Origin of the sequence: Chloracidobacterium sp. D (assembly GCF_018304685.1) — a bacterium.
GTDB classification, from domain to species: Bacteria; Acidobacteriota; Blastocatellia; order Chloracidobacteriales; family Chloracidobacteriaceae; genus Chloracidobacterium; species Chloracidobacterium thermophilum.
Genome location: NZ_CP072634.1, coordinates 1,513,682 through 1,538,371 on the forward strand (window position 1 = coordinate 1,513,682; position 24,690 = coordinate 1,538,371).

The 24,690-nt window shown below is 63.0% G+C and carries 20 protein-coding genes, 1 tRNA gene and 1 pseudogene; 13 read left to right on the top strand and 9 right to left on the bottom strand.

What is annotated here, in order from left to right; all coding sequences use genetic code 11:
* Nucleotides 1–29: 29 nt before the first annotated feature.
* From J8C01_RS06310 to J8C01_RS06355, 10 genes are all read left to right on the top strand, one after another.
* Nucleotides 30–1,199 (top strand): glucose-6-phosphate dehydrogenase assembly protein OpcA, encoded by a 1,170-nt coding sequence (locus J8C01_RS06310; RefSeq protein ID WP_211431368.1) that lies wholly within the window; start codon nt 30–32, stop codon nt 1,197–1,199.
* Nucleotides 1,183–1,947, top strand: coding sequence for a 6-phosphogluconolactonase (gene pgl, locus J8C01_RS06315; protein ID WP_211431369.1), 765 nt, complete (start codon nt 1,183–1,185; stop codon nt 1,945–1,947). The genes J8C01_RS06310 and pgl overlap by 17 nt, the downstream gene beginning before the upstream one ends.
* Entirely contained in the window at nt 1,940–2,809 is an 870-nt protein-coding gene (locus J8C01_RS06320) for a patatin-like phospholipase family protein (protein WP_211431370.1), read from the top strand. Before pgl ends, J8C01_RS06320 begins: the two co-directional genes overlap by 8 nt.
* Nucleotides 2,810–3,047: 238 nt before the next feature.
* On the top strand, nt 3,048–3,431 hold the full coding sequence (locus tag J8C01_RS06325; RefSeq protein WP_014099791.1) for a hypothetical protein: 384 nt from the start codon (nt 3,048–3,050) through the stop codon (nt 3,429–3,431).
* The gene (locus J8C01_RS06330; RefSeq protein WP_211431371.1) at nt 3,428–4,210 is read left to right on the top strand and encodes a M67 family metallopeptidase; all 783 of its coding nucleotides are present in this window, start codon (nt 3,428–3,430) and stop codon (nt 4,208–4,210) included. The genes J8C01_RS06325 and J8C01_RS06330 overlap by 4 nt, the downstream gene beginning before the upstream one ends.
* 42 nt (nt 4,211–4,252) lie before the next feature.
* Complete coding sequence (locus J8C01_RS06335) at nt 4,253–5,470, top strand: ribonuclease D (protein WP_014099793.1); 1,218 nt, start codon at nt 4,253–4,255, stop codon at nt 5,468–5,470.
* Nucleotides 5,471–5,540: 70 nt separating this feature from the next.
* A tRNA-Ala gene (locus J8C01_RS06340) sits at nt 5,541–5,613 on the top strand.
* Between the two features lie 297 nt (nt 5,614–5,910).
* Nucleotides 5,911–7,671 carry a TolC family protein gene (locus tag J8C01_RS06345; RefSeq protein ID WP_211431372.1) on the top strand — a complete coding sequence of 587 codons (1,761 nt, stop codon included), beginning with the start codon at nt 5,911–5,913 and terminating at the stop codon, nt 7,669–7,671.
* Nucleotides 7,634–8,344: a biotin--[acetyl-CoA-carboxylase] ligase gene (locus tag J8C01_RS06350; protein WP_211431373.1), complete on the top strand. Its 711-nt coding sequence runs from the start codon at nt 7,634–7,636 to the stop codon at nt 8,342–8,344. The genes J8C01_RS06345 and J8C01_RS06350 overlap by 38 nt, the downstream gene beginning before the upstream one ends.
* Nucleotides 8,345–8,379: 35 nt before the next feature.
* Nucleotides 8,380–9,315: a M50 family metallopeptidase gene (locus J8C01_RS06355; RefSeq protein ID WP_211431374.1), complete on the top strand. Its 936-nt coding sequence runs from the start codon at nt 8,380–8,382 to the stop codon at nt 9,313–9,315.
* Nucleotides 9,316–9,342: 27 nt separating this feature from the next.
* Here J8C01_RS06355 and J8C01_RS06360 read toward each other — a convergent pair whose 3' ends face one another.
* The 5 genes from J8C01_RS06360 to egtB form a co-directional block, all read right to left on the bottom strand.
* A complete protein-coding gene (locus J8C01_RS06360; protein WP_014099797.1) occupies nt 9,343–11,040 on the bottom strand; it encodes an Rqc2 family fibronectin-binding protein in 1,698 nt (565 codons plus the stop codon).
* 56 nt (nt 11,041–11,096) lie between these two features.
* Nucleotides 11,097–11,594: a YajQ family cyclic di-GMP-binding protein gene (locus J8C01_RS06365; protein WP_014099798.1), complete on the bottom strand. Its 498-nt coding sequence runs from the start codon at nt 11,592–11,594 to the stop codon at nt 11,097–11,099.
* Between the two features lie 91 nt (nt 11,595–11,685).
* Nucleotides 11,686–16,062, bottom strand: a complete 4,377-nt coding sequence (gene gltB / locus J8C01_RS06370; protein WP_211431375.1) for a glutamate synthase large subunit — start codon at nt 16,060–16,062, stop codon at nt 11,686–11,688.
* Nucleotides 16,063–16,278: 216 nt separating this feature from the next.
* Nucleotides 16,279–17,295, bottom strand: a complete 1,017-nt coding sequence (gene egtD / locus J8C01_RS06375) for an L-histidine N(alpha)-methyltransferase (protein WP_014099805.1) — start codon at nt 17,293–17,295, stop codon at nt 16,279–16,281.
* A complete protein-coding gene (egtB, locus tag J8C01_RS06380; protein WP_211431376.1) occupies nt 17,292–18,596 on the bottom strand; it encodes an ergothioneine biosynthesis protein EgtB in 1,305 nt (434 codons plus the stop codon). The genes egtD and egtB overlap by 4 nt, the downstream gene beginning before the upstream one ends.
* A gap of 237 nt (nt 18,597–18,833) precedes the next feature.
* Here egtB and J8C01_RS06385 point away from each other — a divergent pair, with 237 nt between their 5' ends.
* The 3 genes and pseudogenes from J8C01_RS06385 to J8C01_RS06390 all read left to right on the top strand — a co-directional run bounded on the left by J8C01_RS06385 (nt 18,834) and on the right by J8C01_RS06390 (nt 21,005).
* Nucleotides 18,834–20,153: a hypothetical protein gene (locus tag J8C01_RS06385; protein ID WP_211431377.1), complete on the top strand. Its 1,320-nt coding sequence runs from the start codon at nt 18,834–18,836 to the stop codon at nt 20,151–20,153.
* A pseudogene (locus J8C01_RS15590) lies at nt 20,095–20,229 on the top strand (hypothetical protein); the annotation flags it as partial. The gene J8C01_RS06385 and the pseudogene J8C01_RS15590, both read left to right, overlap by 59 nt.
* 122 nt (nt 20,230–20,351) lie before the next feature.
* Nucleotides 20,352–21,005, top strand: coding sequence for a tetratricopeptide repeat protein (locus J8C01_RS06390; protein ID WP_256444035.1), 654 nt, complete (start codon nt 20,352–20,354; stop codon nt 21,003–21,005).
* A 25-nt stretch (nt 21,006–21,030) separates the two neighbouring features.
* Here J8C01_RS06390 and J8C01_RS06395 read toward each other — a convergent pair whose 3' ends face one another.
* From J8C01_RS06395 to J8C01_RS06410, 4 genes are read right to left on the bottom strand one after another with little or no spacing between them, the layout of a single operon-like run.
* Nucleotides 21,031–21,771, bottom strand: coding sequence for an ion transporter (locus tag J8C01_RS06395; RefSeq protein WP_211431379.1), 741 nt, complete (start codon nt 21,769–21,771; stop codon nt 21,031–21,033).
* Between the two features lie 22 nt (nt 21,772–21,793).
* On the bottom strand, nt 21,794–22,378 hold the full coding sequence (locus tag J8C01_RS06400; RefSeq protein ID WP_249355404.1) for a phosphatidylglycerophosphatase A family protein: 585 nt from the start codon (nt 22,376–22,378) through the stop codon (nt 21,794–21,796).
* 3 nt (nt 22,379–22,381) lie between these two features.
* A complete protein-coding gene (locus tag J8C01_RS06405; RefSeq protein WP_211431380.1) occupies nt 22,382–23,071 on the bottom strand; it encodes a DUF7003 family protein in 690 nt (229 codons plus the stop codon).
* Nucleotides 23,068–24,675 carry a flotillin family protein gene (locus J8C01_RS06410; protein ID WP_211431381.1) on the bottom strand — a complete coding sequence of 536 codons (1,608 nt, stop codon included), beginning with the start codon at nt 24,673–24,675 and terminating at the stop codon, nt 23,068–23,070. Before J8C01_RS06410 ends, J8C01_RS06405 begins: the two co-directional genes overlap by 4 nt.
* Nucleotides 24,676–24,690: the final 15 nt, after the last annotated feature.

Sequence of the window (24,690 nt, forward strand, 5' to 3'; positions counted from 1 at the left end):
CACAGGAGAAATGGCAGAAGGAGATGCCCATGGGGATTGTCGAAGACATCGAACGCCGCCGCCCGGTTGACGTGGCGGCCATCGAACGCGAACTGACCGAGTTGTGGAAAGCTGCGGCCGAAGCCAAGGACGGAGCCGCCACCGATGCGGTCATGCGCGTCTGCCTGCTCAACCTGCTCGTCTTCATCACCGATGAAGCCCGCTTTGGTGAAGTCTCGGAAGTCGTCGCCAAGGTCACGGAATCCGCGCCCTGCCGGGCCATCATCATGCACGCCAACCTCTACAGGACAGCCACCGAAACCCACGCCTGGATAGCCTCCCACTGCCACCTTGACGATCAGATGCGCCAGGTGTGCTGTGAAGAAATCCGGGTGGCGGCCAGCGGTTCCGCCATCCGCTACCTGGCACGCACGGTGGCCCCGCTCATCGCCCCCGACCTTCCGGTGTTTCTCTGGTGGCAGGATTTGCAGACGCTTCAGGAAAAATACTTCCTCGACTTTCTGCCGGAAGTGGATCGCGTCATCGTGGACAGCCGTCAACTGACGCACCGTGACGCACAGGCACCGCAACTCGCCCGCTTTGTCCTCGAAGCGCGTCAACGGGCTGCCTTCAGCGACCTCAACTGGACGCGCCTCACCCGCTGGCGCGACCTTATTGCAGGGCTTTTTGACGCACCTGATTTGACGCACTACCTGCATCAATTGACGCGCGTCACAATCCTTTACGCCAAGGACGAAGAGGCGTCAGGCATTCCGCTTCAGGCCTTGCTGCTGGCCGGCTTCTTTGCAGCCCAGTTGGGGTGGACACTCAAGGATGCTTACGAGGTCAGCCGCCACCAGGCGGAGCTACGCTTCCGCGCCCGTCAGCGGCGCGTCACGGTGACGATTGAGCCACAGGAGAGCCAGGGATTGCCACAGCGCCAGCTTACCGAAGTCATCCTGCTGGCTGAACGGCCGGAAATGGCGCGCTTCAGTGTGACCTGTCACCCGTCAGAAGGTGCAGACTGGCTTTACACACCGGCCGTCGAGATTTCCGGCGGCGTGCGCTACCACACGACGATTGCCCTGCCCCAGTTGACGGAAGCGCGCCTGATGTCGCGGGAAGTTGAAATCTTCGGCCGGAGCAAGCCCTACGAACGCGCCCTGCGCGTGGCGCTCGACATCATCACGGAGCTGGAACTCGATGCTCAGTTCAACTAGCCGCCGCGTCATTCGGGTGTTCCCGACGGCCGAAGACCTGGCACGGCAGGCCGCCATCTCGTTTGTGGAACAGGCGGCTGCGGCCATAGCGGACCGCGGCCGGTTCAGCGTTGCTCTTTCCGGCGGCACCACGCCACGCACTGTTTTTCGCTGTCTGGCCCGCCCCGAAGCTGCGTCACAGGTTGACTGGTCACGGGTGCACTTCTTCTGGGGCGATGAGCGCGCCGTACCGCCGGACGACCCCGAAAGCAACTTTCGTCTGGCGCAGGAACACCTGCTTCAGCCACTTGGAATTGCCGCCGAAAATATCCACCGCATCGAGGGTGAGTTGCCTCCGGCCGAAGCGGCCGCCCGCTATGACGCCCACCTGACGGCCTTTTTTGGTGCAGAGCCGCGTCGGTTTGATCTCATCCATCTGGGCATGGGGGAAGACGGACACACAGCCTCACTTTTTCCCCACACGGCCGCGCTGGACGACCCGGAAGCCCGTGTGGTGGCCAATGAAGTTCCACAGCGGCAGACGACCCGCATCACCTTCACGGCGGCGCTCATCAACGCGGCGCGGGCAGTGGAATTTTTTGTGACTGGCGCGGGCAAAGCGGGCGTGTTGCGGGAAGTGCTGCTGGGTGCGGAGCAGAAACATCATTATCCGTCGCAAATGATCTGCCCGACCGACGGCACCCTGACCTGGTTTGTCACTGCCGACGCAGCCGCCCAGCTTCCGGCCGACCTGCTGCGCCATGCCTGACCGCCGACTCGGACTGGTCTTTGCCGGGGGCGGCAACCGCGCCTTTTATCAGTTGGGCCTGATGCAGGTCTGGCAGGATGTCTGGGCGCAGACGGCGGCCGTAGCCATGTGCAGCGCCGGGGCCTGTGTCGTGGCCATGCTGCTCAGCGGCCGGGCCGAAGCCACGGCCGACTTCTGGAAACGGCGCCGCGCCCACGTCCGGCGCAACATCAACTGGCTGCACCCGCTCATGGGCAAGCCACTGGCGCCCCATGCGCCCATTTACCGTGACACGCTGGATTTCTGTCTGGCTGAGGGCGGTTTTGAACGCCTGCGCGCGCAACCGTTTCCCCTGCTCGTGCTCACTTCCCGCCTTCCCGCCGGACTCCCGCCCAAAGCGGCGACACTGGCCGGGCTGCTGGCGTACAACCTTGAAAAGAAGCTCAAGCCGGGTCTGGTTCATCCCACGTGGGGCCGGCGGCTGGGCTTTCGTCCGGCTGTCTTTGACCTGCGCCGTTGCCCGACGGCCGCCGATGCGACGGCACTGATTCTGGCGTCCTCGGCAACGCCCCCGTTTACGCCCCTCGGCCGGGTGGACGGGCAGGCGTTGCTCGACGGCGGGCTGGTGGACAACATCCCGGCCTTTGTGCTGGATGACCGGCCGGATGTGGCGCAGCAGGTCGTCCTGATGTCGCGGCCCTACCCGCCACAGGTTGTCGGCCGCCAGGGGCACCGGCTCTATATTGCCCCGTTGACACCGCCGCCCGTCTCCCGCTGGGACTACACCCGCCCCGACCTGGTTGAGGCCACCATCGAGCAGGGCCGCCGGGAAGCCGCCCTGCACCGCGCGGCACTCGATGCCTTTCTCGCTGAACCCGCCTGAAATTTCAGCGTCCCTTCGCGCCCATGACGCAGACGACCAGGTCGCCAGCAGGTTGTATCACCCGGTTGACGCACCGACGTTGTGGCACCCATCCGCCGGTCATGCTGCCGGGGTGTTTTATCCGAACCCGAAAACTGTTAGTTTTCCGGTAACTTTTCGCCCTTCCCCCACAACCTGCTCTGGCAGGCACAGCCATGGCACAGGGCATGACCATCTCCGGTGAGGTTTACAGAACGGCATGAGCCAGCTTGACGCCCCGACCATGAAGTTTCGCATGAGCGACACACTCTTTACGGTGATTCGCACCGCACTCGATACCGGCGGGCCACGTCCACTTCTGGTGCTATACCTGCCTTATGGCATTGTGCGCGGACGCATTTCCCGTACGGTGACAGACACACTTTCCGCCGCCCGTGACGCGCGGCTGGAAAACGTCAGCCGCGTGCGCATCGAAACGGATGTCATCGAGCTGGACGACTGTGAAATCGAGCACTTCCAGAACCACATGCCCACCGCACACTTTCGCAAGCTGTACGTCCGCATGGACGCCGTGCAGAGCTTTGCCTTCGATGTCAAACACAACGAAGTCTTCCCTTTTGAACCCGAACCCCTGACGCCATGACGTTCCGCATCAAAGCCGTTCGTGAAGTTGAGCCAGCCCACCGCCCGCTGCCCCAGGTGCTGGACACGATTGGACAACCGCCCACCACGGGACTCCAGGTGTTTCTTTCCCGGCAGGCGGAAGAAAAGATTCTGCTGGCTGCCCCGCCCGAACAACCCAGCGAACTCCTGCCCGACCTGGCGCGCACCTTTCTCGGCGAGAACGAGTGCGGTGGGCTGCTCATCGGCAATGTCTATCAGACAGAAGCCGCTGGCTACCGGGTGACGTTCACGGCCATTGTGGACGCCATCCCGGCGCAGGAAGCCCAGGCCGGGCCGACCTTTGTGGAAATGGGCGCAACGGATTTGCTGGCTGTAACCAACTACCTGCAACGCCTGCGTGAGCGCCAACGGAACGTTACCGAAGCCGATCTGCGCATCGTGGGCTGGTATCACACCCATCCGGGGTTTGGGGTGTTTATGTCGGGCACAGACCAGGCCACCCAGCGGCAGGTGTTCGGTATGCCGTGGCAGGTGGCCGTCGTCTATGATCCGCTCAATGGCGAGTACGGCCTGTTTTACGGCAAGGACTCCACTCACCTGCCAGGATGGTATTTGTTCGACGCCCAGGCCGAAGGCTTCCCTTTCCTGCCTGCCCCGGCAACGGGTCTGGACGGCGTCGCTGCGCCGCGCCTGAGCAGCGACCTCTCACTGCGGCAACGTTTGATGACCGAGCTTGAAGCGGTGCGCCAGGGTGTGCGCGCCGCCCTTGCACGGTACCGTGACCCGGAAGCTTCGTGAAGGCTTCCGGCGGTCAACCAACCTCCCCTGTGGTCAGCACCGATGTGGATTGATACCGACCGCGCCTTTCAGGAATTTTGCCACCAGGCGTACACCCAGACCGAACTGGCCATTGATCTGGAGTTTCAGGGTGAAGGCCGCTACACCCCGCTTCTGTGTCTGGTGCAATTGGGACTGCGTGACCGGTGTGTGGCGGTTGATCCCTTCCGCGTCAACCTCACCCCCCTTGCCCCGCTGCTGACTCATCCCGGCATTCGGAAAATCGTTCATGCCGGGGGACAGGACATCGTTCTGCTGCGGCGGGAAACCGATGCCATTCCGGTCAGTGTTTTCGACACCCAGATTGCCGCGGCGTTTCTCGGATACGGTGAAGCCACCGGCTATGCGGCTCTGGCGCAACGTTTCGCCAAGGTTTCACTCAGCAAAAAACAACAGTTCACGGATTGGACCCGCCGCCCCCTCCTGCCGGAGCAGATTGAATATGCCCTCAACGATGTGCGCTACCTGTTTCCGGTTTATGACGGTTTGCTCGAACAGCTTGCCCAGCACGGACGGACAGACTGGGTGCTGGATGCCTGTGCCGATGCCGTGGCGCAAGCGGTCAGGGTGCGTGAAACAGGGCAGGAATACCTGAAAATTGGCAAGCTTGGCTCGATGAGCCGCCGTGAACTGGCGGTATTGCGGGAGTTGTACCAGTGGCGCGAAGCTACGGCCCGCAGCCGCAACCGCCCGGTGGGAACCATTCTGCACGATGATGTGCTGCGGCAGATTGCCTACACGCTCCCCAGGACGGAAACTGCTCTGCGGCAGATGCGTGGGACGACCAATCTCTCGCGGGAACTGGTGACGGAAATTCTGGAGACCATCCAGCAGGCGCTGGCGCTGCCGGAAAGCGAGTGGCCCGAACCGGTCACTGTCCGCGAGTACGATCCCACGCTGGACGGTCTGGCAACCCTGCTGGGGGCGATTGTCCGGCTGCGCGCCGGAACACTCGACATTGCCCCCAACCTTCTGGCCACCCGCGATGACCTGCTCCGCTTCGCCGGGTGGGTCCTGCGCGGCCGCCCGGCGGCAGAGGCCGGACAGCTTGCCGTCCTGCAGGGCTGGCGGCGGTCTGTCATTGGCGAGCTTCTGCTCGACCTTGTGGCCGGCAAATCCCTGCTCCAGATTGCCCCGGAAGCGCCGGGCGCGCTGCGGATCATCCCACCGGCGCCCTCCACCCCCGCCGACGGGCAGCCGGACCCCGGCGATACGGCGTGACGCGATGTGGCTTGACAGTGCGGTTTATGCCGCTTTATCTTGGCGGCTTGCATCCGTTGACGCACGACATGGGGATGTAGCTCAGTTGGTAGAGCGCTGCGTTCGCAATGCAGAGGCCAGGGGTTCGACCCCCCTCATCTCCACTCCCCTTCAAAAGATTCCGCAAGCCGGGTTGTCCGACTCGTTCGGTGCGCCACAGCCCCGGCCCTCTGCCCTCTGTTTACGCCTTGCGGCGACGGCTTCAGCTACAGCCGCATTGTTGCCGGAAAACACACGGTGACGTAGTGTTTCGCGCAGAACCGGCGGCCTTCGCTGAGCCAGCTTTTGTGAAGCCTTGGCGGGAGTGTGAGATTCAAGTGAAACCTGCCGGGCAGGCCCTGCGTAAGGGGCTGCAACTCTGACTGTCCACAGTTCGCCGTTTCTGGAATACCATTGCGACCATGTCACTGCGCAACGTTCTTTGCCTCGTCTTTACCCTGCTCTTCCCTGAACTTGCCACCCTGTCGGCGCCAGCTCAGAACCCGGCGACAGACACGCCACCGGCAGGCGCTGTCGCGGGCATTGTTGCCCAAAAGCCTACACCACCAGCCGCACCACCGGCCACCCCACCGGGCGGGCAGGTGCCACCGTCACTTCCCGTTGCCGACCAACGCACCAAACGGGCGCTGGATGACCTGCCGACCACCCGGATTGGGATCACCCCCGGGCGCATCCTGCGCCTCCCCCTGCGGGAAGCCATTCTCATGGCGCTGCGCAACAACCAGGACATCGAGGTTGAGCGCGCCAATGTGCAGATTGCCCAGCAGAACGCGCGTGGCGCGTATGGCAGCTACGATCCCATTTTCCAGGCTGCCGTACAGTTTCAGTCCTCCACCTCGCCGACGGCGCAGACCTTCATCGGCGCGGAAGGTGGGGCCTTCAAGCGCAAGCAGCTCCAGTTCACGCCTACCCTGGTGCAGAGCCTCCCGACCGGCGGCAACTACTCGATTACCTTCACCAACGGCCGTGAAACGAACAACGCCGGTTCCGCCGGGTTGAGTCCGCAGTACTTCTCGACGCTTGACTTCCGCTTCACCCAACCGTTGTTTCGGAACTTCCGGTCGAGCGTCAACGAGCGGCAGGTGAAAATCAGCCGCAAGCAGTTGACCATCAGTGACGCCCAGTTCCGGCAGCGCGTCCTGACGACCATCGCCGCGGTCCAGTCGGCGTACTGGGATTTGGTCTTCGCCATCCGCAACCTGAACATCCAGCGGGACGCCGTTGAACTGGCAGACATCTCGCTGGCCGTCACCCGCCGCCAGGTGGAAGTCGGCACGAGCGCGCCCATCAACGTCGTCGAGAACGAATCCGAACTTGAAAACCGCAAAAATGCCGCCATTGCGGCCCTGCAGCAAATCACCACGGCCGAAAACCAGCTCAAGCAGCTCATTCTGGGCGATCCCCAGGCCGAAGAATGGCAGGCGGCCATTGAGCCAACCGACGACGTGGATTTCACCCCGGTTGAACTCGATGTGCAGCAGGCGCTCGCCAGCGCCATGCGCAACCGGCCGGAACTCGAACAAATCCGCCTGCAGCAGGAACTCAACGACATCGAGCGGCTGTTTGCCGAAAATCAGCGCAAACCCCAGGTGGATGTGTTTACCGCGCTGACGCTCAGCGGTCTGGCAGGTACATCCCGCCTCGAATCTATCCCCGGCGCGCCAGTGTTCATCAATCCACGCTTCATCGGCAGCTACGGCACCGCCCTCAACAACCTCTTCTCCCTTGACTTTCCGACCTACACCGTCGGCGCAAACATTTCCTTCACCTTCCGCAACCGGACGGCCAATGCGGTTGTGGGTCGGACGCTGGCTACGGGACGCCAGCTCAAGGCCCAGGAACGCAACCTTCAGCAGAGCATTCAGGTCGAAGTGCGCAATGGCCTGCAGGCGGTTGCCTCGGCCCGCCAGCGGGTGGAAGCCACCCGCGCGGCGCGGATTGCGGCTGAAACCCAACTGCGCGGTGAACAGCAGCGGTATGCCGCCGGACTTTCCACAACTTTTCTCATTCTCGACCGCCAGAACCGTCTCTCCATCGCCCGTGGCAACGAAATCCAGGCACTGACTGACTACAACAAGGCCGTGGCCCAACTGCAACGTACGCTGGGCACGTCGCTGACCGCCAATGGCATCGAGATTGTCCAGCCAGACCAGACACCTTGAAGAAGCCGGTCTGACCCGGCTGTGGCGCTGGTCGGAGCGGTTCACGGTCGGCTGGCTGGCACAGGTGGACTCGACCAATACGGCGCTCAAGGCACTGGCTCAGGCCGGAGCGCCGGATGGTTTCTGCCTCGGTGCAGACGAACAAACGGCTGGCCGGGGGCAGTATGGCCGCACGTGGCATTCGCCGGCCGGAGAAGGACTGTATTGCTCGCTTCTGTTCCGTCCACCGTGTCTGACCTCCGACCAGGTGCATCACGTCACCACCTTTGCCGGGCTGATGGTTCACGACACGCTGGCGCGGTTCGTGGGCACGCCGGCGCGCCTGGCCGTCAAAGAACCCAACGATGTCTTCCTCGATGGACGCAAGGTGGCCGGCATTCTGGTTGAAGCCGACTGGCAGGGCGGGGTGCTCCGCTTCGTGATTGTCGGCATCGGCGTCAACATCGGGCAGGTTTCGTTCCCGGAAGGGCTGCGTCAGCCAGCCACGTCCCTGCACCTGGCGCTTGGCGAAGCTGCGCCGCCGCGCGAGGCTGTCCTTGACGCACTCCTCAATGCCTTTCAGGACCACTGGGACGCCTTTCTGGCCGACCCGGCCGGCGTTGTTGCCGTGCGGCGGCGGGACATCTGTTTTCTCCCAGGCACTTTTCATGACCGGCAGGAACGTCCATACTAGCGTCAGCCCACGATCCTGTTCCGGGAGTAAACTTCATGCGCCATCCCGATGACTCTCCAGCCCGCCGTTCGTTTTCGTCAGGGCGGGCCGTCGCCATTCCGGTTGAACAAAACCGCAACTCCTCTCTTCTGTGGCTCATTCTGGCGACGGTGGCGACCCTGCTGCTGATGACGGTGCCGTTTGCTTCCGTCGTGACGTTCCCGATTCGGATGTTCGTCACCTTCATTCATGAAGGAAGTCATGCCCTGGCGGCCCTGCTCAGCGGGTTCTACGTCATCCGTATGACGATTCACTGGGACGGGAGTGGGCTGACGCTGACCTCCGGGCAAAATGTGTTCGTGGCCAGTGCCGGCTATCTGGGCACGATGTCGTTTGGCGTTTTCCTTCTGTATCAGGCGCAGCGCCGCGACCGCACCAGCCTGCTGCTGGTCGGGTCGGGTATTCTGGTGTTGCTGCTCACGATTCTGTTCGTGAACGGTCAGGCTTCGTGGCTCATAGTGCTGCCGCTGGCGCTGGCCGCAACACTGCTGTTGGGGAGCTTGCGGATGAACCTCCCGATGCCGTTTCGGTGGGGCATGCTTGGCGCCGGGGGGCTGCTGGTGCTGCTGCTGGCCGTGGTCTGCATCATGACCGGGACATTCTACAGTTGGGTGGCCGGACTCAGCATAGGTATCAGCCTGATTGCTCTCGGCATCTTTATCAAACCCAACTGGGGGCAGTTCATTGCCAATTTTCTGGCCGTGCAGTGTTGTCTGGATGCCCTGTCGGACCTCAAAACACTGTTTTTCATCTCAACCCTGACGGACATCCAGAGCGATGCTGCGAGCATGGCGCGGATGACCGGCATTCCGGCTTTCATCTGGGCTTTCCTGTGGCTGGCTTCCGGCGTCCTGCTGCTGGGCGTGACGCTGTGGCTGATTTTCCAGCGCCCGGCCCGCAAGGGCGTGGCGACTTCCTCCTCCGCACGTTAGACCGCAAACGGCGCAGACAATAACGGCTCAGACAATACGCGGTAACATTTCACGCGGCATCGCCCGAACCGTCCGACTCTCACGCACGAGCACCTGCCCTGGCGCGCCCTTGCGGGGGCGTGTCAGATGCCGTCGTTCCGCCACCCGTACGTCCACCCAGTCGTCCTGTTTGGCCTGCGAGAAATAGGCTGCCAGCTCCGCCGCCGCCAGAATGACCGCCGGTGGGACCACCTGCCGCTGCGGATTGCGGATGACGACATGCGCGCCGGGGTAATCGGCGGCGTGGAGCCACAGGTCATGCGGACGCGCCAGCTCGAAGGTGAGCCGGTCATTGTCGCGTGCGGTGCGTCCGACGACGATTTCGTACCCTTCGGGTCCCCGGTAGCGGCGCAGGCCGGACAGGTCAGCCCTTTCACGGCGCGCCCCGTTTGTCGGCGGTGGCGTGCGCGGCTGCAAATCAAACGGCACCCGGTCACGCAACTTCTGTACGCAGGTGGCCAGCACCGCTTCGTCCGCGGCCCCGGCCAGTTCCCGTTCACAGTCCAGTGCTGCCGACAGTTCGGCCTCCAGCGCGGCCCGCCGTTCGGCGTTGGCGACGAGTGTGCGTTGCGCCCGCTGGTAGCGCCGGAAGTACCGCTGGGCTGCCGCTGCGAGGTCTTCGGTGGGGGATTCAAGCGGGATCACCAGGGCCGACGGCGGCTCGGCATAGTAATCCACAACCTCCACACCCCCGGCCGTGCGCCTGGCCGTAGCGAGATTGGCGTACAGCAACTCACCCCACCGCCGGTACTGTTCCGCTTCCCCGGCCTGTGTATCGGCCACATCCAGTTTGTGCCGGGCCCGCTCAAGGCGTTTGCGCCAGGTGGTGAGGGCGTGCTGCCACTGCCGGCGTAGGGACGCCTGTGCGGCGCGGTGTTCCCGTCGGGCATAGAGCGCCGCCGCGGCCTCGTGCGCCGAAGCAAAGGTTGTCACGGGCAGCCCGGTTTCATGGCTCAACGGGAGCAGGAACACCTCCGGGCCTTCCGGTAACTCGTAGAGATAAAATGCCTGTGGATGGCACAGCTCCCGGTGGACGCGCTCAAAAGCCTCCCAGGGCGTGCCCGCTCGGGCCCGAAAGACCACTTCCCGCACCAGGCGCCGATGACAGCCACGCAGGGCATTTGACAGGAAAGCTTCCAGTTCGGCAAGCGTCTGCGGCAGGTTTTCTGGGGTCATGGCTGACCAGTCAGGGGCGGGGCCTGTGGTGGGCGGTGCGTGGTACGGCGTATTGGGAAGGCCCTCCCACGGGCGCAGCGCCTCGACCACGCGCTCTTCGGCCGTCAGCAGCCACAGGTTGGCGTAGCGTCCGGTCAGGTCATGGCGGAGATGCCAGCGGGTGGGCTGCTCCGCTTCATCAAAACCGGCAAAGGTCAGCGTTACTGAACGCTCGGCCGGGGCTTTGACAACGCCGACAAGCCGCGCACCACGCAGCGCCTTCCGCAGCCGCGCAACGAAAGGCGGCTCGCCAGACAGGTCGGACTCCTGGGGATGGCGATGCGTCAGGTAAAACCGGCTGTCGTGCGGACGCGCCGCCAGCACCAGCCAGCGCCCATCCCGGCGGCGCAGATCGAGCGTCACGACGTCCCGCCCGATGGCAGACACCTTTCCGACCGGAAGCCCGGCATCCAGACGGTCAAGCGAGTCCTGCAACTCACGCACGAGCGCTGCCAGGAAAAAGCCATCCATGACGCATTCAGGAAACGACGCATTCAGGAAACGCCGGGGGCAGCCGGCCGCAGACCCTAGTTCGAGCGGTAGTTGGTAAACTGCATGTCAATCCCGAAGTCGTGGGCGCGCAGCCTGGCAATGACTTCCTGCAACACATCCCGGTCCTTGCCGCTGACACGTACCATGTCGCCATTGATGGCGGCCTGAACCTTGGCCTTGGTGTCCTTGATAAACTTGACGATTTCGCGGGCTTTTTCCGTTGGAATGCCCTGTTGCAGGGTCACGCGCTGCCGAACGGTTCCACCGGCCGCCGGCTCGATCTTTCCATAACTCAGCGCCTTGAGCGACACATTGCGCTTGACGAGCTTGGATTCGAGAATGTCTATGACGCTTTTGAGCTTGTATTCGTCGTCCGACACCAGAACGATGTCGCGGCCTTCAAGTTCGATTCGGCTCTGACTGCCTTTGAAGTCGAAGCGCTGACCGATTTCCTTCATAGCCTGGTTGATGGCATTGGTGACTTCCGCCATATCAACCTGCGAAACGATGTCGAATGAGTTGTCCTTTGCCATAGGTCATCACTGGGGCTTGGCACGCAGCCAGGAATGGGTGTCACCCGGCCATGTTCATCCATAGCCGGGGCGACGGTGCAGGACACAGAACTTACGCTTCCTGTCGGCGGGGAAGATAGGCCACGAAGCGCGTGGAATGGGTTTCCCATCCTTCCAGCAGGTCCTGCACGGCGCGGCTTTCCGTTTCTACCATGAAATCCACAAGCAGCGCGTGCAGGGCCGTCAGTTCCTCCGGGGACAGGGCGGCCGCTTCCAGAAATGCCCGGTTGACGTGCGCCTCCGGCGCCCCGCCATAGACGTAGATTTTGCCGCCGGTCATGCCGGCGCCCAGATTTTTCGACGTTGGCCCCAGAATGACGACCAGCCCGCCCGTCATGTACTCACAGGCGTGCAGGCCCACGCCGTGCACGACGGCCGTGGCCCCGCTGTTGCGTACGGCAAACCGGTCGCCGGCGAAACCGGCGACGTACAGCGTCCCGCCGGTTGCCCCGTACAGTGCCGCATTGCCAATAATGGCATTCGTTTCAACGTCGCTGCGCAGGGAGTCCCGCCAGCGCGGATGGGGACGGATGACAATTTTCCCGCCGCTCATCCCCTTGCCCACGGAATCGTTGGCTTCACCCTGCAAACCCAGACGCAGGCCATCAGTCAGAAACACCCCAAAGCCCTGTCCGGCGCTGCCGGTAAAGCGCAGCGTGATGGGCGGCGGCGGAAACACCCGTTGGGGAGCCGACGCGGACGGACCTTCAGCCACCGGAAACTGCCGTGCATGCGCCTCTGCGGCCAGCCAGCCCGCCAGCGTAGCCGGTACGGCGCGGTCGCGGGTCGTGATCGGGTAGTCGAAAGCAGACACCGGCGGAGATGCGCCCAACCCGGCGCGCACGTCATCAAGAATCCGCTGGTTGAGTGCCCCCACCTGAAACGGCGCACGTGGTACAGGCAGCGGCAATGGCAGCGGGGGCGTCAGGAAAAAGGACAGGTCCAGGCGGCGCTCTGCCACGCGGTCAACATGACGCGGGTGCGGCATGAGAAGGTCAGTCCGCCCGACAGCCGCATTCAACGTCGGAATTCCGGCGCGGGACAGCCATTGACGCGCGTCATCGGCAATAGCCTCGAACAGGCGCACCACATGTTCGGGCTGACCCGTGTATTTGGCCTTGCGCCGTGGGTCATGGGTGGCAATTCCAGCCGGGCACTGGTTGGTCTCGCAGATGCGCGCCATGATGCACCCCTGGGCGACCAGCGCCAGCTTGCCGAAATCAAATTCCTCAGCCCCCAGAATCGCCGCCAGGACGACATCCAGCCCGCTGGACAACCCCCCGTCCACCCGCAGGGTCACAGCTCCGCGCAATCCTTCTTCACAGAGCGCGCGATGGACTTCAACAAGTCCGATTTCCCACGGCAACCCGGCATGGGCCATGGAAATGAGTCCGGCTGCGCCTGTTCCGCCATCGCCGCCCGCAATGTGAATGATGTCGGCCCCGGCCTTGGCCACGCCCACGGCAATCGTGCCGATGTTGTTTCCGGCAACGAGCTTGACGCTGACCCGCGCGCCCGGATGCAGGTTTTTGAGTTCCTCGATGAGTTGCTTGAGGTCTTCGATGCTGTAGATGTCATGCATCGGCGGCGGCGAAATCAAATCTATGCCGGGCGTGGCGTACCGCGCCCGGGCAATTTCGGGCGTGACCTTGTGCCGCATCAGTTGGCCGCCTTCGCCGGGCTTGGCCCCCTGGGCCATTTTGATCTGGATTTCGCGCCCCGTTACCAGGTAGCGCGCGGTCACACCAAACCGCGCCGAACCAATCTGTTTGGTGCTGGCCGTCAGGCCAGCCGTGAAGTAGTAGGGATTCTCTCCCCCTTCCCCACTGTTGCTGCGCCCGCCAAGCTGCTGCATCGCCAGAATCAAGTCGCGCTGCGACTCAGCGCTGATAGCGCCGAAGGACATTCCGCCCGTGCCGAACGTCCGCACGATTTCCTGCCGGGACTGAACCTGCTCCAGGGGGAGTGGCGCGCCGACGGAACGAATCGTAAGCAGATGCCGTGGACTCACCGGCTCGTGATGGGTCCCGGAAGCCAGGTAGGCAGCATACCGCTCCGGCGAGGGATCACGGACGAAAGCATGCACCAGCCGCGCCCGCGCCGTTGTCATGGCGTGCTGCTCGCCCTGCCGGCCCTGAGTGTCTTCCTTGAACCGGAAGTGGCGCGGCAGCACGCGCCAATCCAGCGTTTCCGCCGCTGTACACCAATCGGCATGCTGGGCAAGCTGCTGACGGGCGAGGTCCTCCAGTTCGAGGCCGCCCAGGCGGCTGTCCTTGCCCGGAAAGAACTCCGCGAGCAGCCGCGCCCCCAGCCCGACCGGGGTAAAAAGCTGGGCATTCTGATAGCTGGCCAAAACAGAAATGCCCATCTTGGCCATGATTTTGAGCACGCCACCGGTCAAAGCCTGAATAAGCTGCTGTTCCCGCCGGTCAGCGTCGAGGTCGTCCAGTTTGGGATGCTGACCAAAGCGCGCCCAGTCGAGCGCCACACAGGGACACACCGCTGCCGCTCCAAAGCCAATCAGCGCAGCGACGTGGTGCGCCGTGCGAACCTCGCCCGTCTCGATGACCAGGGACGTATCGAGCAACATCCCGGCTTCGTTGAGGCCGTTGACGATGGCGCGCAACGCCAGCAGGCTCGGTATTGGAACCCGCTGCGGACTGATGCCCCGGTCGCTGACGATGAGCACCGAAGCGCCATGCTCGGTCAGGTTCAAGGCCTGCCGCTGGAGTTCGGCCAGCGCCGTTCGCAGCCCCTCCACGCCATCCGACCGGGCAAAGGTAGCGTCCAGCTCGGCAATGTGTACGCCCAGCCGGGTCGTCCCCAGCCCTGTCCGCAGTGCCGCCATCCCGGAAAGCGAAAGTACGGGACCGGAAAGCTCGATGGCGGGCGGCGGCGGCACCAGCGTCTTGGGCGCAAAGATGTTGGGCTTGGCGCCAAGGTGAACCGTCGTGTTCATCACCAGAGCTTCCCGCAGGTAGTCCACCGGCGGATTCGTCACCTGGGCAAAATCCTGATAAAAAAAGTCAAACAGCGGACGTGGAATATCGGACAACACGGCCAGACGCGCCGTGTCGCCCATGGAGCCGAGCGGTTCCTTGCCCGTCGCGGCCATAGGGGCCAGAAATGTCTGCACGTCGTCGTAGGTGTAACCAAAAGCCCGCGCCAGATGGCTGAACTGTGCCGCCGTTGGAGCCGGCATTGGCGGCAGAGAGCGAGTACGCGGGTCAAAGACCGCGCCGGAAGCCAGCGCCGGCGTGCGTGGCTCGATAAAGGTCACGCTGCCGGAACGCAAGTCCACCACCACGCCTGTTCCGGCATGCAGCGCGCCTTTGGCACGCACCTGCCCCTCATCCACAGCAAAAGCCCCGGCTTCGGAGGCCAGATAAAAAGCATCGTTGGTTTCTGTCCAGCGGCCGGGACGAAAGCCGTTGCGGTCCAGGCGTGCGCCCACAACCTGTCCGTCAGCAAAGGCGACAATGGCAGGGCCATCCCAGGGTTCGAGCGCCCTTCCCCAGAAAGTGTGATAGGCGTCACTTTCGGCCGGCGGCATGACGATGGCCAGCGCCTCGGCCAGACTCAGAACGCCGCTCCGGTAGCGCAGCGCCTCGATCATTTCGTTGAGACTGCCGGTGTCGCTGATGTTTCCGTGCGTCAGCAGTTCGCCAGCTTCGAGGCCGAGTGACCGTTCCCGCGAGTAGGCCCAGGCCCGATTTCCGGCAATCGTGTTGATTTCGCCATTGTGGGCAATGAGTCGGAAGGGCTGTGCGCGGTCCCAGGCCGTCCGGGTGTTGGTGCTGAAGCGCCGGTGAAAGAGCGCGAACCGGGAAACAAAGGTTGGGTGCTGCAGATCGAGATAGAAGCGGTCAAGGTCGCCCGCGCGCACGAGCGCCTTGTAAACAATGGTTGTTGGCGAAAGGGAGGCAAAAAAACAGCTCGTGTCCAGCCCCTGCTTGCGCCAGCGTTTGCGGGTCATCTGCTTGGCGGCATAGAGCAGGCGCTCGAAGGCGGTCAGCGTCCGGGCCTGCGGTGGGCGTTTGATGACGGCCTGTTTCAGCGTCGGGAGCAGTTGCCGGGCAATGGGCCCCAGCACGGTCGGATTGGTGGGGACATCCCGACTCTCCAGTACGTGCAGGTCATGAAAATCGAAGGTCTCGGCCAGAATGTCAAAGGCGCGGGCGCTGCGTGCCGGCTCTGCCGGCAGAAAGAGAAAGGCAACGGCAATGCTTTCCGGCGGATAGCCAAAAAGGGCGTAGGGCAGGTCGGTCAGCAGGCCTGCGCCATCGCTGGTGCGTCCGTCGGCGGCGCAGGCGCCCCGGTGCTCGACACAGCGCAGGGCGTGCAGCGCCGCCTCCACCACCCCCCGCTCGGGCACACCACGGCGCGACGCGATAAAACCGACCCCACAACTCGACTTTTCCAGGCGCATACGGACAAAACCCGGCCGGCCATCCGCAGGAAAACCTCCACCCGGATGTCCGGCCCAACGGTGATATGGCACGCCTGCGCTAGCAGGTCACGGCAGCAGTTTTGGGGGACACCTGCCCATGATAGCCGCAAAACCAACAGTTTCACGGGCCCTCCACGGGCCGCTCAAGGCACCGGCCCTGCGGCAGGGTTCTGCACCTTGTGAGCCGCAGCAACCTCAACCGAATGTCTGGCCGACGGCAAAAAGCCCCACGGCAAAATAACCCTGCTCATCCTGCCACACCATCTGGCGTGTCCAACCGGTGCGTGCGGCCATCTGCTCAAAGTCAGCCAGATCGTACTTGTAAGAATCTTCCGTATGAATGGTCTCACCGGCGGCAAACGGGATGGCCGTTTCTCCGATGTGAACCGTCTGTGCCTGTCGGCTGACCAGGTGCATCTCAACCCGTCCGTGAGCTGGGTCATAAAAGGCGCGGTGCTCAAACAAACGCAGGTCGAAATCCGCGCCCAACTCAGTGTTGATCCGCTGAAGCAGGTTGAGGTTGAACGCCGCTGTCACCCCCTGCCCGTCGTTGTACGCTGCATCAATCACCGTGGGGTCTTTCTTCAGGTCCACACCGATGAGCAGCAGTCCGCCGGGCCGCGCCACTTCTGCCGCATGGCGTAAGAACATCTCGGCTTCCGGTGGAGTAAAGTTGCCGATGGTCGAACCGGGAAAGAACACCACCCGCCGCCGATAGAAAAATTCCTCAAAGTCCGGGAACTCCATTTCGCGGGTGTAATCGGCACACACCGGCGTCACCCGCAGACACGGATAGGCCTGGGCCAGTTCCGTGGCGGCGGCCAACAGGTGTTCTTTGGAAATATCCACCGGCACATAGGCCGCCAGGCTCGGCAGGTGGTCGAGCAGAATACGGGTCTTGCGGCCGCTTCCGCTGCCGTACTCAATCAGCAGCGCCTCTTCACCGATGAACCGGGCCATTTCGGCTGCATGGCGTTCCAGCAGGCCCGTCTCGACACGGGTCAGGTAATACTCCTCCAGTTGACAGATTTCATCGAACAGCTCCGAGCCGCGCCGGTCATAGAAGAATTTGGGCGGCAGGGACTTGGGAGTACGCAGCAATCCGGCCAGCACTTCTTCCCGAAAGTCTGCTGGCGTCGGGTGCAGGTCGTGGAAAGAGACGATGTAACCGTAGGACGGGCGCGCCGCTTGGCCAGGTTGGGGATGACTCATGACATATCCTCCGCCAGCCGAACACCAGTGAACTGCCACCGCGCATCCGGCGGAAAAAAGTTTCGGTAGGTGGAGCGGATGTGGGTCAGCGATGTGGCGCAGGAACCGCCACGCAACACCATCTGGTTGCACATAAACTTGCCATTGTACTCACCCAGTGCGCCGGACACAGGCCGAAATCCTGGATACCCCACGTACGGGCTGGCTGTCCACACCCACACATCACCGTAGAACGCGGCCGAGACCGAAACAGGCCGTGGATGCAGCGCGCCGGATTCGTAAAAGTTACCTGTCACCGGCAGGCGGGCGGCAACGACTTCCCATTCGGCTTCTGTCGGCAGGCGCTTTCCAGCCCAGCGTGCATAGGCGTCGGCCTCGTAAAAACTGATGTGGCAGACAGGTTCATACGGGGCGACGGGCTGCACCCCATGCAGGGTCAGGGTCTCCCACGTGCCGTCGGCCGCCTGCCGCCAGTACAATGGCGCTTCCCAACCGCGCGCCGTCACTGCTGCCCAACCGTCCGACAGCCACAACTCCGGCCGCCTGTAGCCGCCGTCGGCCATGAATGCCAGAAATTCGCCGTTGGTTACGGGCCGGGCGGCAATCCGGCAGGGACGCAGCAGCACGTCGTGGCGCGGCCCTTCGTTGTCAAAGGCAAATCCGCGGCCGGCATGGCCGATGGCATAGCGGCCGCCCTCCACAATGTGCCAGTCACCGGTGGGTGACAACTGCTCCACTGGCGACGGCAGAGGCTGCGGCTGCGGCCGGTACACCGGGTCAAGCGGATTTGTGGCAAGGATGGCTTTGATGTCCGTCAGCAAAAGCTCCTGGTGCTGCTGCTCGTGGTGTAGGCCCAACTCCAGAATGGGTTGGAGAGCCGCCCAGGTGCGCGTGTCGCTGTGGGCGATGAACCGCTCGACAGCAGCATCCACGTGCGCGCGGTAGGCATAGACCTCGCGTACCGTCGGGCGCGTCAGCAGCCCACGCTGCGGTCGCGGATGCCGCGCCCCAACCGCTTCGTAGTACGAGTTGAAAATGTAGTCGTAGCGCGGATGAAAGGGCCGGTAATCCGCCAGGCCGGATTTGAGGATGAAGGTCTCGAAAAACCAGCTCGTGTGGCCCAGATGCCACTTTGGCGGACTGACATCCGGCATTGGCTGCACGACGTAGTCTTCCGTCTCCAACGGCTGGCAGATGGCTTCGGAAACGGCGCGCACCGCCCGGTAGTGCCGCTGCCAGGCTTTCCGGTCAGACACTTCTCCAGACTGGATTGGTTCGGGATGGCTACGGGCCGCTTCCATGACGGACGTTCCAGAACAAGTTGCCGTTTGAATGGGGTGCCTTTGGCTACCTTAGCATTGTGTCGCAGACGATGAAACCCGCCCGGACTCGATGACCGGGCACGATGCCTGATCTCCGGGAGTTACCCGGCTGGCAGCCGGATGCAAATTGTTGCTGACATGGAGCCGCGGCAAGGCTTACTTTTCCGGTCAACCTGCCATGCTCTCCATCCCGTATCGGTTTGAAGTCTGACCGCCATGACCACGATCTCTGCCACGGAACAAACTCTGGAGACCCGGACAACGGCTGCGGCTTCCCGCCGCTGGCTCTACGGCGCACCAACCGACCTCATCATCGGCTGCGGACTGTGGTCGCTGCCGCTGCTGCTGATCACCTACTGGGTCGAGCCATACTTTGCCGGCGGCTTCGCCACGGCTTTTTATGCCTTGGCGCTGGTGTGTAACTACCCGCACTATGCGGCGACGTGGTATCGCGCCTGCGCCCAACCGGCTGACCGGCAGCGTTATTGGCAGGTGCTGGTGTGGTCCGGGCTGCTGACCCTGGCCGGTTTGCTCCTCGTGCACGCGCATCCTCCACTGCTTCCCCGGGTGTTCACGCTGTACGTGTTCTGGAGTCCGTGGCACTACACGGGGCAGAACTATGGGATTGCCCTGATGTTTGCCCGCCGCCGTGGACTGACAGCGCTGGACCGGCCCACCACACGCTGGCTGTGGGCGGCCTTTGTCCTGCCCTACGTCATGTTGCTGCTGGCTTTCAACAGCGGCCCTTCGGCCGATCCGTTGCTGTTGTCAGCCGGGCTGCCGCCAGCGGCGGTCAAGATGGCAATTGTTGTGTTAGGCGCCTCCTTTCTCGCCATAACTTTCGTTATCGGACGAAAGTTGTTCCGCCAGCACCCGTGGTCAGTGACAGGCCCCACCCTCGCCCTGCTGGCAACCCAAGCCCTGTGGTTCATCCCGGCAGCCGTCATTGTCTTGGTCGGTGAAGCCGTCTTTCAGGTCCGTTATAGCTCCGGCATGCTGGCGCTGCTGCATTCGGCTCAGTACCTCTGGATTACCTCCTATTATGCGCGCCGGGAACAGGGCCCGCAGTGGCAGCCCTGGCGTTATGCCGCCGTCCTCTTTGCCGTCGGCATTGCCCTGTTCATTCCTGGCCCTTGGGCGGCCAGCCTGTGGTTTGGTCTGGACTTCACCACCAGCTTCCTGGCCTTCACTGCCCTTATCAACATCCACCATTTCATTCTGGACGGCGCGGTGTGGAAACTCCGCGAACCACGGATTGCCGCCGTTCTCGTGCAGGACCAGACACAGCACCCAAGTGCCGATGTGGCCGGAAGCGGACGTTTCAGCCCATGGTGGCGACGTTTCGCCCTGGCCGGCGCCGTGGTTGGGCTGGGGCTTCTGGCCGGACTGGATGTGTTCAAATTCGTCCTGGGTGGGCGTGTCACCGATGCGGCGGCTCTCAGTCAGGCGCTGAAACTCAATCCAAAACGATGCGCTGGTGGCGGCACGGCTGGCCCGGCTGGCACTGGCCGAAGGCGACCGCCTGCGCGCCCGTGAGGCTCTGGAACGCGCCATCGCCATCAATCCCTACGATGCAGAAAGCCAGTCCATCCTGGGACAGATGCTCATTGAACAGGGCGAATACGATGCGGCGTACCGGCACTATCAGGCGTTCCACGAACATCTGCCCAACGATGTCCGGGCGCTGGTCAACCTGGGGACGCTGGCGGACGACGGGGACAGGAAGAAACCGGGATTGCCGCCTGGGAACGGGCCGTGCAGCTTGACCCGGAGGGACAGACCATGGCCTGGGCCAACCTTGGCGACGCCTACATGCGCGCCAACCGCGTACCGGATGCCATCCGGGCCTACGAACAGGCGCTGCGTGCACCGGCGGCAGATGAACGCCAGCGTCTGGAGTGGATGCTCAAGCTCGGCGACAGCCAGACTCTGGCCGGACGCCCAGCCGATGCCGAGCGGCTTTACACCCAAGTACTCGAAGCCGCCCAGGCCATAGGCTTCTTTGGTCTGGCAAGCACAGCCGCAACCCGGCGGGCCGGCCTGTATGCCGGCCGTAACCAGTTGGATATGGCCGCGGCCGAACATCACGCGGCACTTCAGTTGGCCGCTGAGAGCCAGGAAGACCTGGCACAGGGAGCGGCCTGGTTTGAGTACGCGCTGTTCATGGCCCGCCAGAGCGCGCCCACGGAACTCGTCTTTGCCGCCTGCTTACAGGCCGAAACGCACTTTCGCGCGGCTGGCGCCAGCCCGGTTGTACAGGCTACCGTCCAGGCGCGTCTTCGGGATGCAGAAGCGGCCGCCGGGTCAAAGGCGGCCGGTGTGCGGGAACGCCTTGCCGAAGTGCTGTCCCAGGCACGCGCCTGGCAGCCGCAGGCAGCAGCCCGCTGATGCTTTCCCGGTTGGCCGCAGCCAGTCAGTCCTCATCGGCTTCATCTGCCCATGGGTCGCCGGTTTTTCCGCATCGGGCGGCTTCATCCTCTTCGGCACGGGCTTTGGCAAGTGCCGAGGCCACAATGCCGGAGGGCAGGGCGACGATCCCCAGACCGATGACCAGAATGACAAAGGTAAAAAACCGCCCGCCGGCCGTAATGGGATAGCTGTCGCCATAGCCCACTGTGGTCAGGGTGGCCACCGCCCACCACAAACCGTCGAACATCGAGGCAAAAACTTCGGGCTGCGCCTCGTGCTCAAAGTAGTAAATTCCCACCGCTGCCAGGTAAATCAGAATCAAGGCCGTGGCCGCAAACAAAATCAGTTCTTCGCGGGAAATGATCAGTGCCCGGTGGAAGCGTCGCCACGCTTGGCTGTAGTGCGTGAGCTTGAGAATCCGCAGCAGCCGCAGGAAACGCAGCGCGCGCAGGGAGCGCAAATCCACAACCAGCCCCAGATAGAAGGGCAGAATCGCCACCAAATCCACAATACCGTAAAAACTCAGCAGGTACTTGACCGGCGGGCGGGACCCTACGGCGCGGACGACATACTCCACCGTAAACACCGCCACCGAGAACACCTCAAACCACTCCAGCAGGCGGCGCTGGGTCGGACTCAGACTGGGGAGGGTTTCAAGGGCAAAATCCACCAGCGACAACAGGATGACCGCCTGGATGAATAACTCCCAGCGTCCCAAGTGCGGTTCTTCACTCTGTTTGGCCATGGTTTTTTCAGAAAGCAGCCACTCAACCGGCAGCGCCGAGGCAGAGTGCCATTCCTTTGGCGCACAGCAGCAGCACCAGCCCGGCCTGAATGCCGGCTACGATGTCGTCGGCCATGATGCCCAACCCGCCCCGCAGGGCCTCAAACCGGCTGGCCGGATAGGGTTTGATGACATCGAACAGACGAAAAAGCAAAAATCCACCTAGCGTCCACAGCTCAAAAGCCCACACCCGGCTGGCCAGTTGTGGGACAAGCGGCAGAAAAAGATAGGTGATGAGCTGCCCGGCAAACTCATCCACCACGACTTCATTTGGGTCCTTGGCCCCGAAAAAATGCTCGGCGCGTTCGGCCGCCCATCCACCGGAATAACTGACGACTACGGCAGCCAGCAGCAGCCACACCAGAGTGTCCAGGGCGAAGGGCTGAAACCATCCCAGCCTGCCGCCGGCATAGTAGAGCGCTGCCATTACAGCCGAGCCGGCCGTTCCGGGCGCCACCGGTGAAAACCCGGAAAACAACCCCGTGGCCCACACCAGGGCCACATAGTCGCCGGGCGTTTGAGGCGGAATGCGCGGACGATCCTGGACAACAGCCTTGGTCAACGGCACAGGTTATGCTCCAGCCGGCCAACATGACCAGTGGGTATTGGGCGGCTGCGTTGGACGATAGCGGCTGACATCCCCGGTGGCCAACACCTCAGCAAGCTGACTAAAGGTTCCCGAAGCACTGGGCAGGACTTCACTGCCCAGATCGGGATGGTGCCAGGCATCAAGTGTCAGCACTTGCGGTAGTTCGGCTGGCACCCGCGCTCGCCGTTCGGCTTCAGTGGAGAGCAGGTCAGCGCGGTGCTCAGCAACCAGCCAGCGCAACAGCTCGTAATCCCGCCACTGCCGGCCGTAGGCAAGCGGACGGCCCTCCAGATCATAGAGCGGCGACTGATCCGGCAACGGCACTGACCGTCCCCGGATGCGTACAGTGCGCGCCGTCCGGCGGACATACTGCCGGTCATCGAAGGTCGGCCCTTCGTCACCATCGGCCGTGGGAAACAGGTAGTCCTCTGCCAGAACGCCCGGCGGCCGGTGCAGGCCGTTGCCATAGACGTGCAGGCAGTTGTCAATGGCTTTGTGCCCGGCGCCGAACTCGTGACAGCCCAAGGTTTCAATGAGCAATGCCCAGCGGGCTTCGTCCCGGTAGGCATGCAGCCGGACGGCCGCCAGCCGGAAGCCCGGCGCATCCAGCATTGGAAAGGCCAGGCGTTCGGCGCAGGCATCGAGTTGGTCGAGAATGGCTTGTGTCGTCACCCTTCTTTCGTCGCCGGTGGCTTCGCGGCCGGTGTCACTGCCGGACGTGGCAGGGCTTTTTCAGTCGTGCCGTTTGTCGCTGACTCCACCAGCGAGCCAAGGTAGGCCGGCAACTCCATACCAGCCTGCCGGGCAATTTCCTGGAGTGGCGGCAGGGCTGAAACAAAGTTGCGGATGAATTGGGAAGTGGCACTGCCATCGCCGTTGCCGCCATCCCAGACGGTGATCTTGTCAATCTTGAGATTGGAAATGGCCTCGACCTGCTTGTCCACAATGGTTTCGAGTTTTTCAAGCAGCAGCAGCTTGGCGGCCGTGTTGGGATCGTTGCCGCAGGCGCGGATGATGTTGTGGTAGCCCTCGGCCTTGGCAAGCAGGAGCTGCTTCAGACCGTCGGCATCCGCCTTGTACTTGAGCAGAATGGCGTCGGCTTCGCCTTGTGCAACGCGCCGGATGCGTTCGGCTTCGGCGTCGGCATCCACCTGCCGCTTGAGTTTTTCGATTTCCTGGCGGACGAGTTCTTCTTTTTCCAGCAAGGCGGTCTCGCGCTGGCGCTGCGCAATGAGGATTTCCCGCTCGGCATTGGCTTTGGCAACTTCCGCCCGCTGCCGTGCCACGGCTTCGCGCTCGGCCAAAGTGGCATTGGACTCAATCACCGCTGCCCGTGAAGCGTTCTCCTTCGCGGCCGTTTCGGCTTCCAACTCGGCAACCGAGATGCGTTGCTGTGCCTCGGCGCGTTTGAGACCGACTTCGGCTTCGGCCCGCTCGGCCGCAATCTCAATGGTTTTCTTGCGGTTGGCCTGGGCTTCGGAAATGGCGGCTTCGGCCTCCAGTTGGGAAGTGGCGATGCGCATTTCCCGCTCAGCTTCTTTTTTCCCCTTTTCGGTTTCGGTGGCTTCAAGTGCTACCTGCACCGTCCGTTCACGGACGGCCTTGGCCTCACCTACAGCCCCAAAGCGTTCCTGCTCGGCGACTTCAACGCGCGCCTTGTTAATGGCTTCGGCAGCCGATTTCTTGCCAATCGCCTCGATGTAACCGGATGCATCCGTAATGTCGCGGACGTTGACGTTGAGCAGCTCCAGCCCCAGCTTGTGCAGTTCGGCAGCGACGTTTTTGTTCACCTGCTGGAGAAACACTTCGCGGTCGCGGTTGATTTCCTCAATCGTCAGCGTCGCAATGACCAGCCGCAACTGCCCCAGGATGATTTCCTGCGCCTGTTCCTTGATTTGGCGCTCGTCCAGTCCCAGAAGCCGCTCGGCGGCGTTGTTCATAATCCGTGGGTCAGTCGAAATGGCCACGGTGAAGGTGCTCGGCACATTGACGCGGATATTCTGCTTCGAGAGCGCCCCTGTGAGGTTGATCTCGATCGGCATCGGCTGCAGGCTCAGGAACTGGTAGTCCTGAATAATCGGGATGACGAAGGCCCCGCCGCCGTGAATGCAGCGCGCGCTGCGCCCGCCGCCAACCTTACCGTAAATGACCAGGATGCGGTTCGAGGGACAGCGTTTGTACTGACTGACAATGATGAACAGAAGAATGAGCAGGGCGACAACCGACACGAGGATGATGCCCAACAGCGCGGTGCTCATACCACCGATGCCCGGCATGGCGTTACCTCTCCT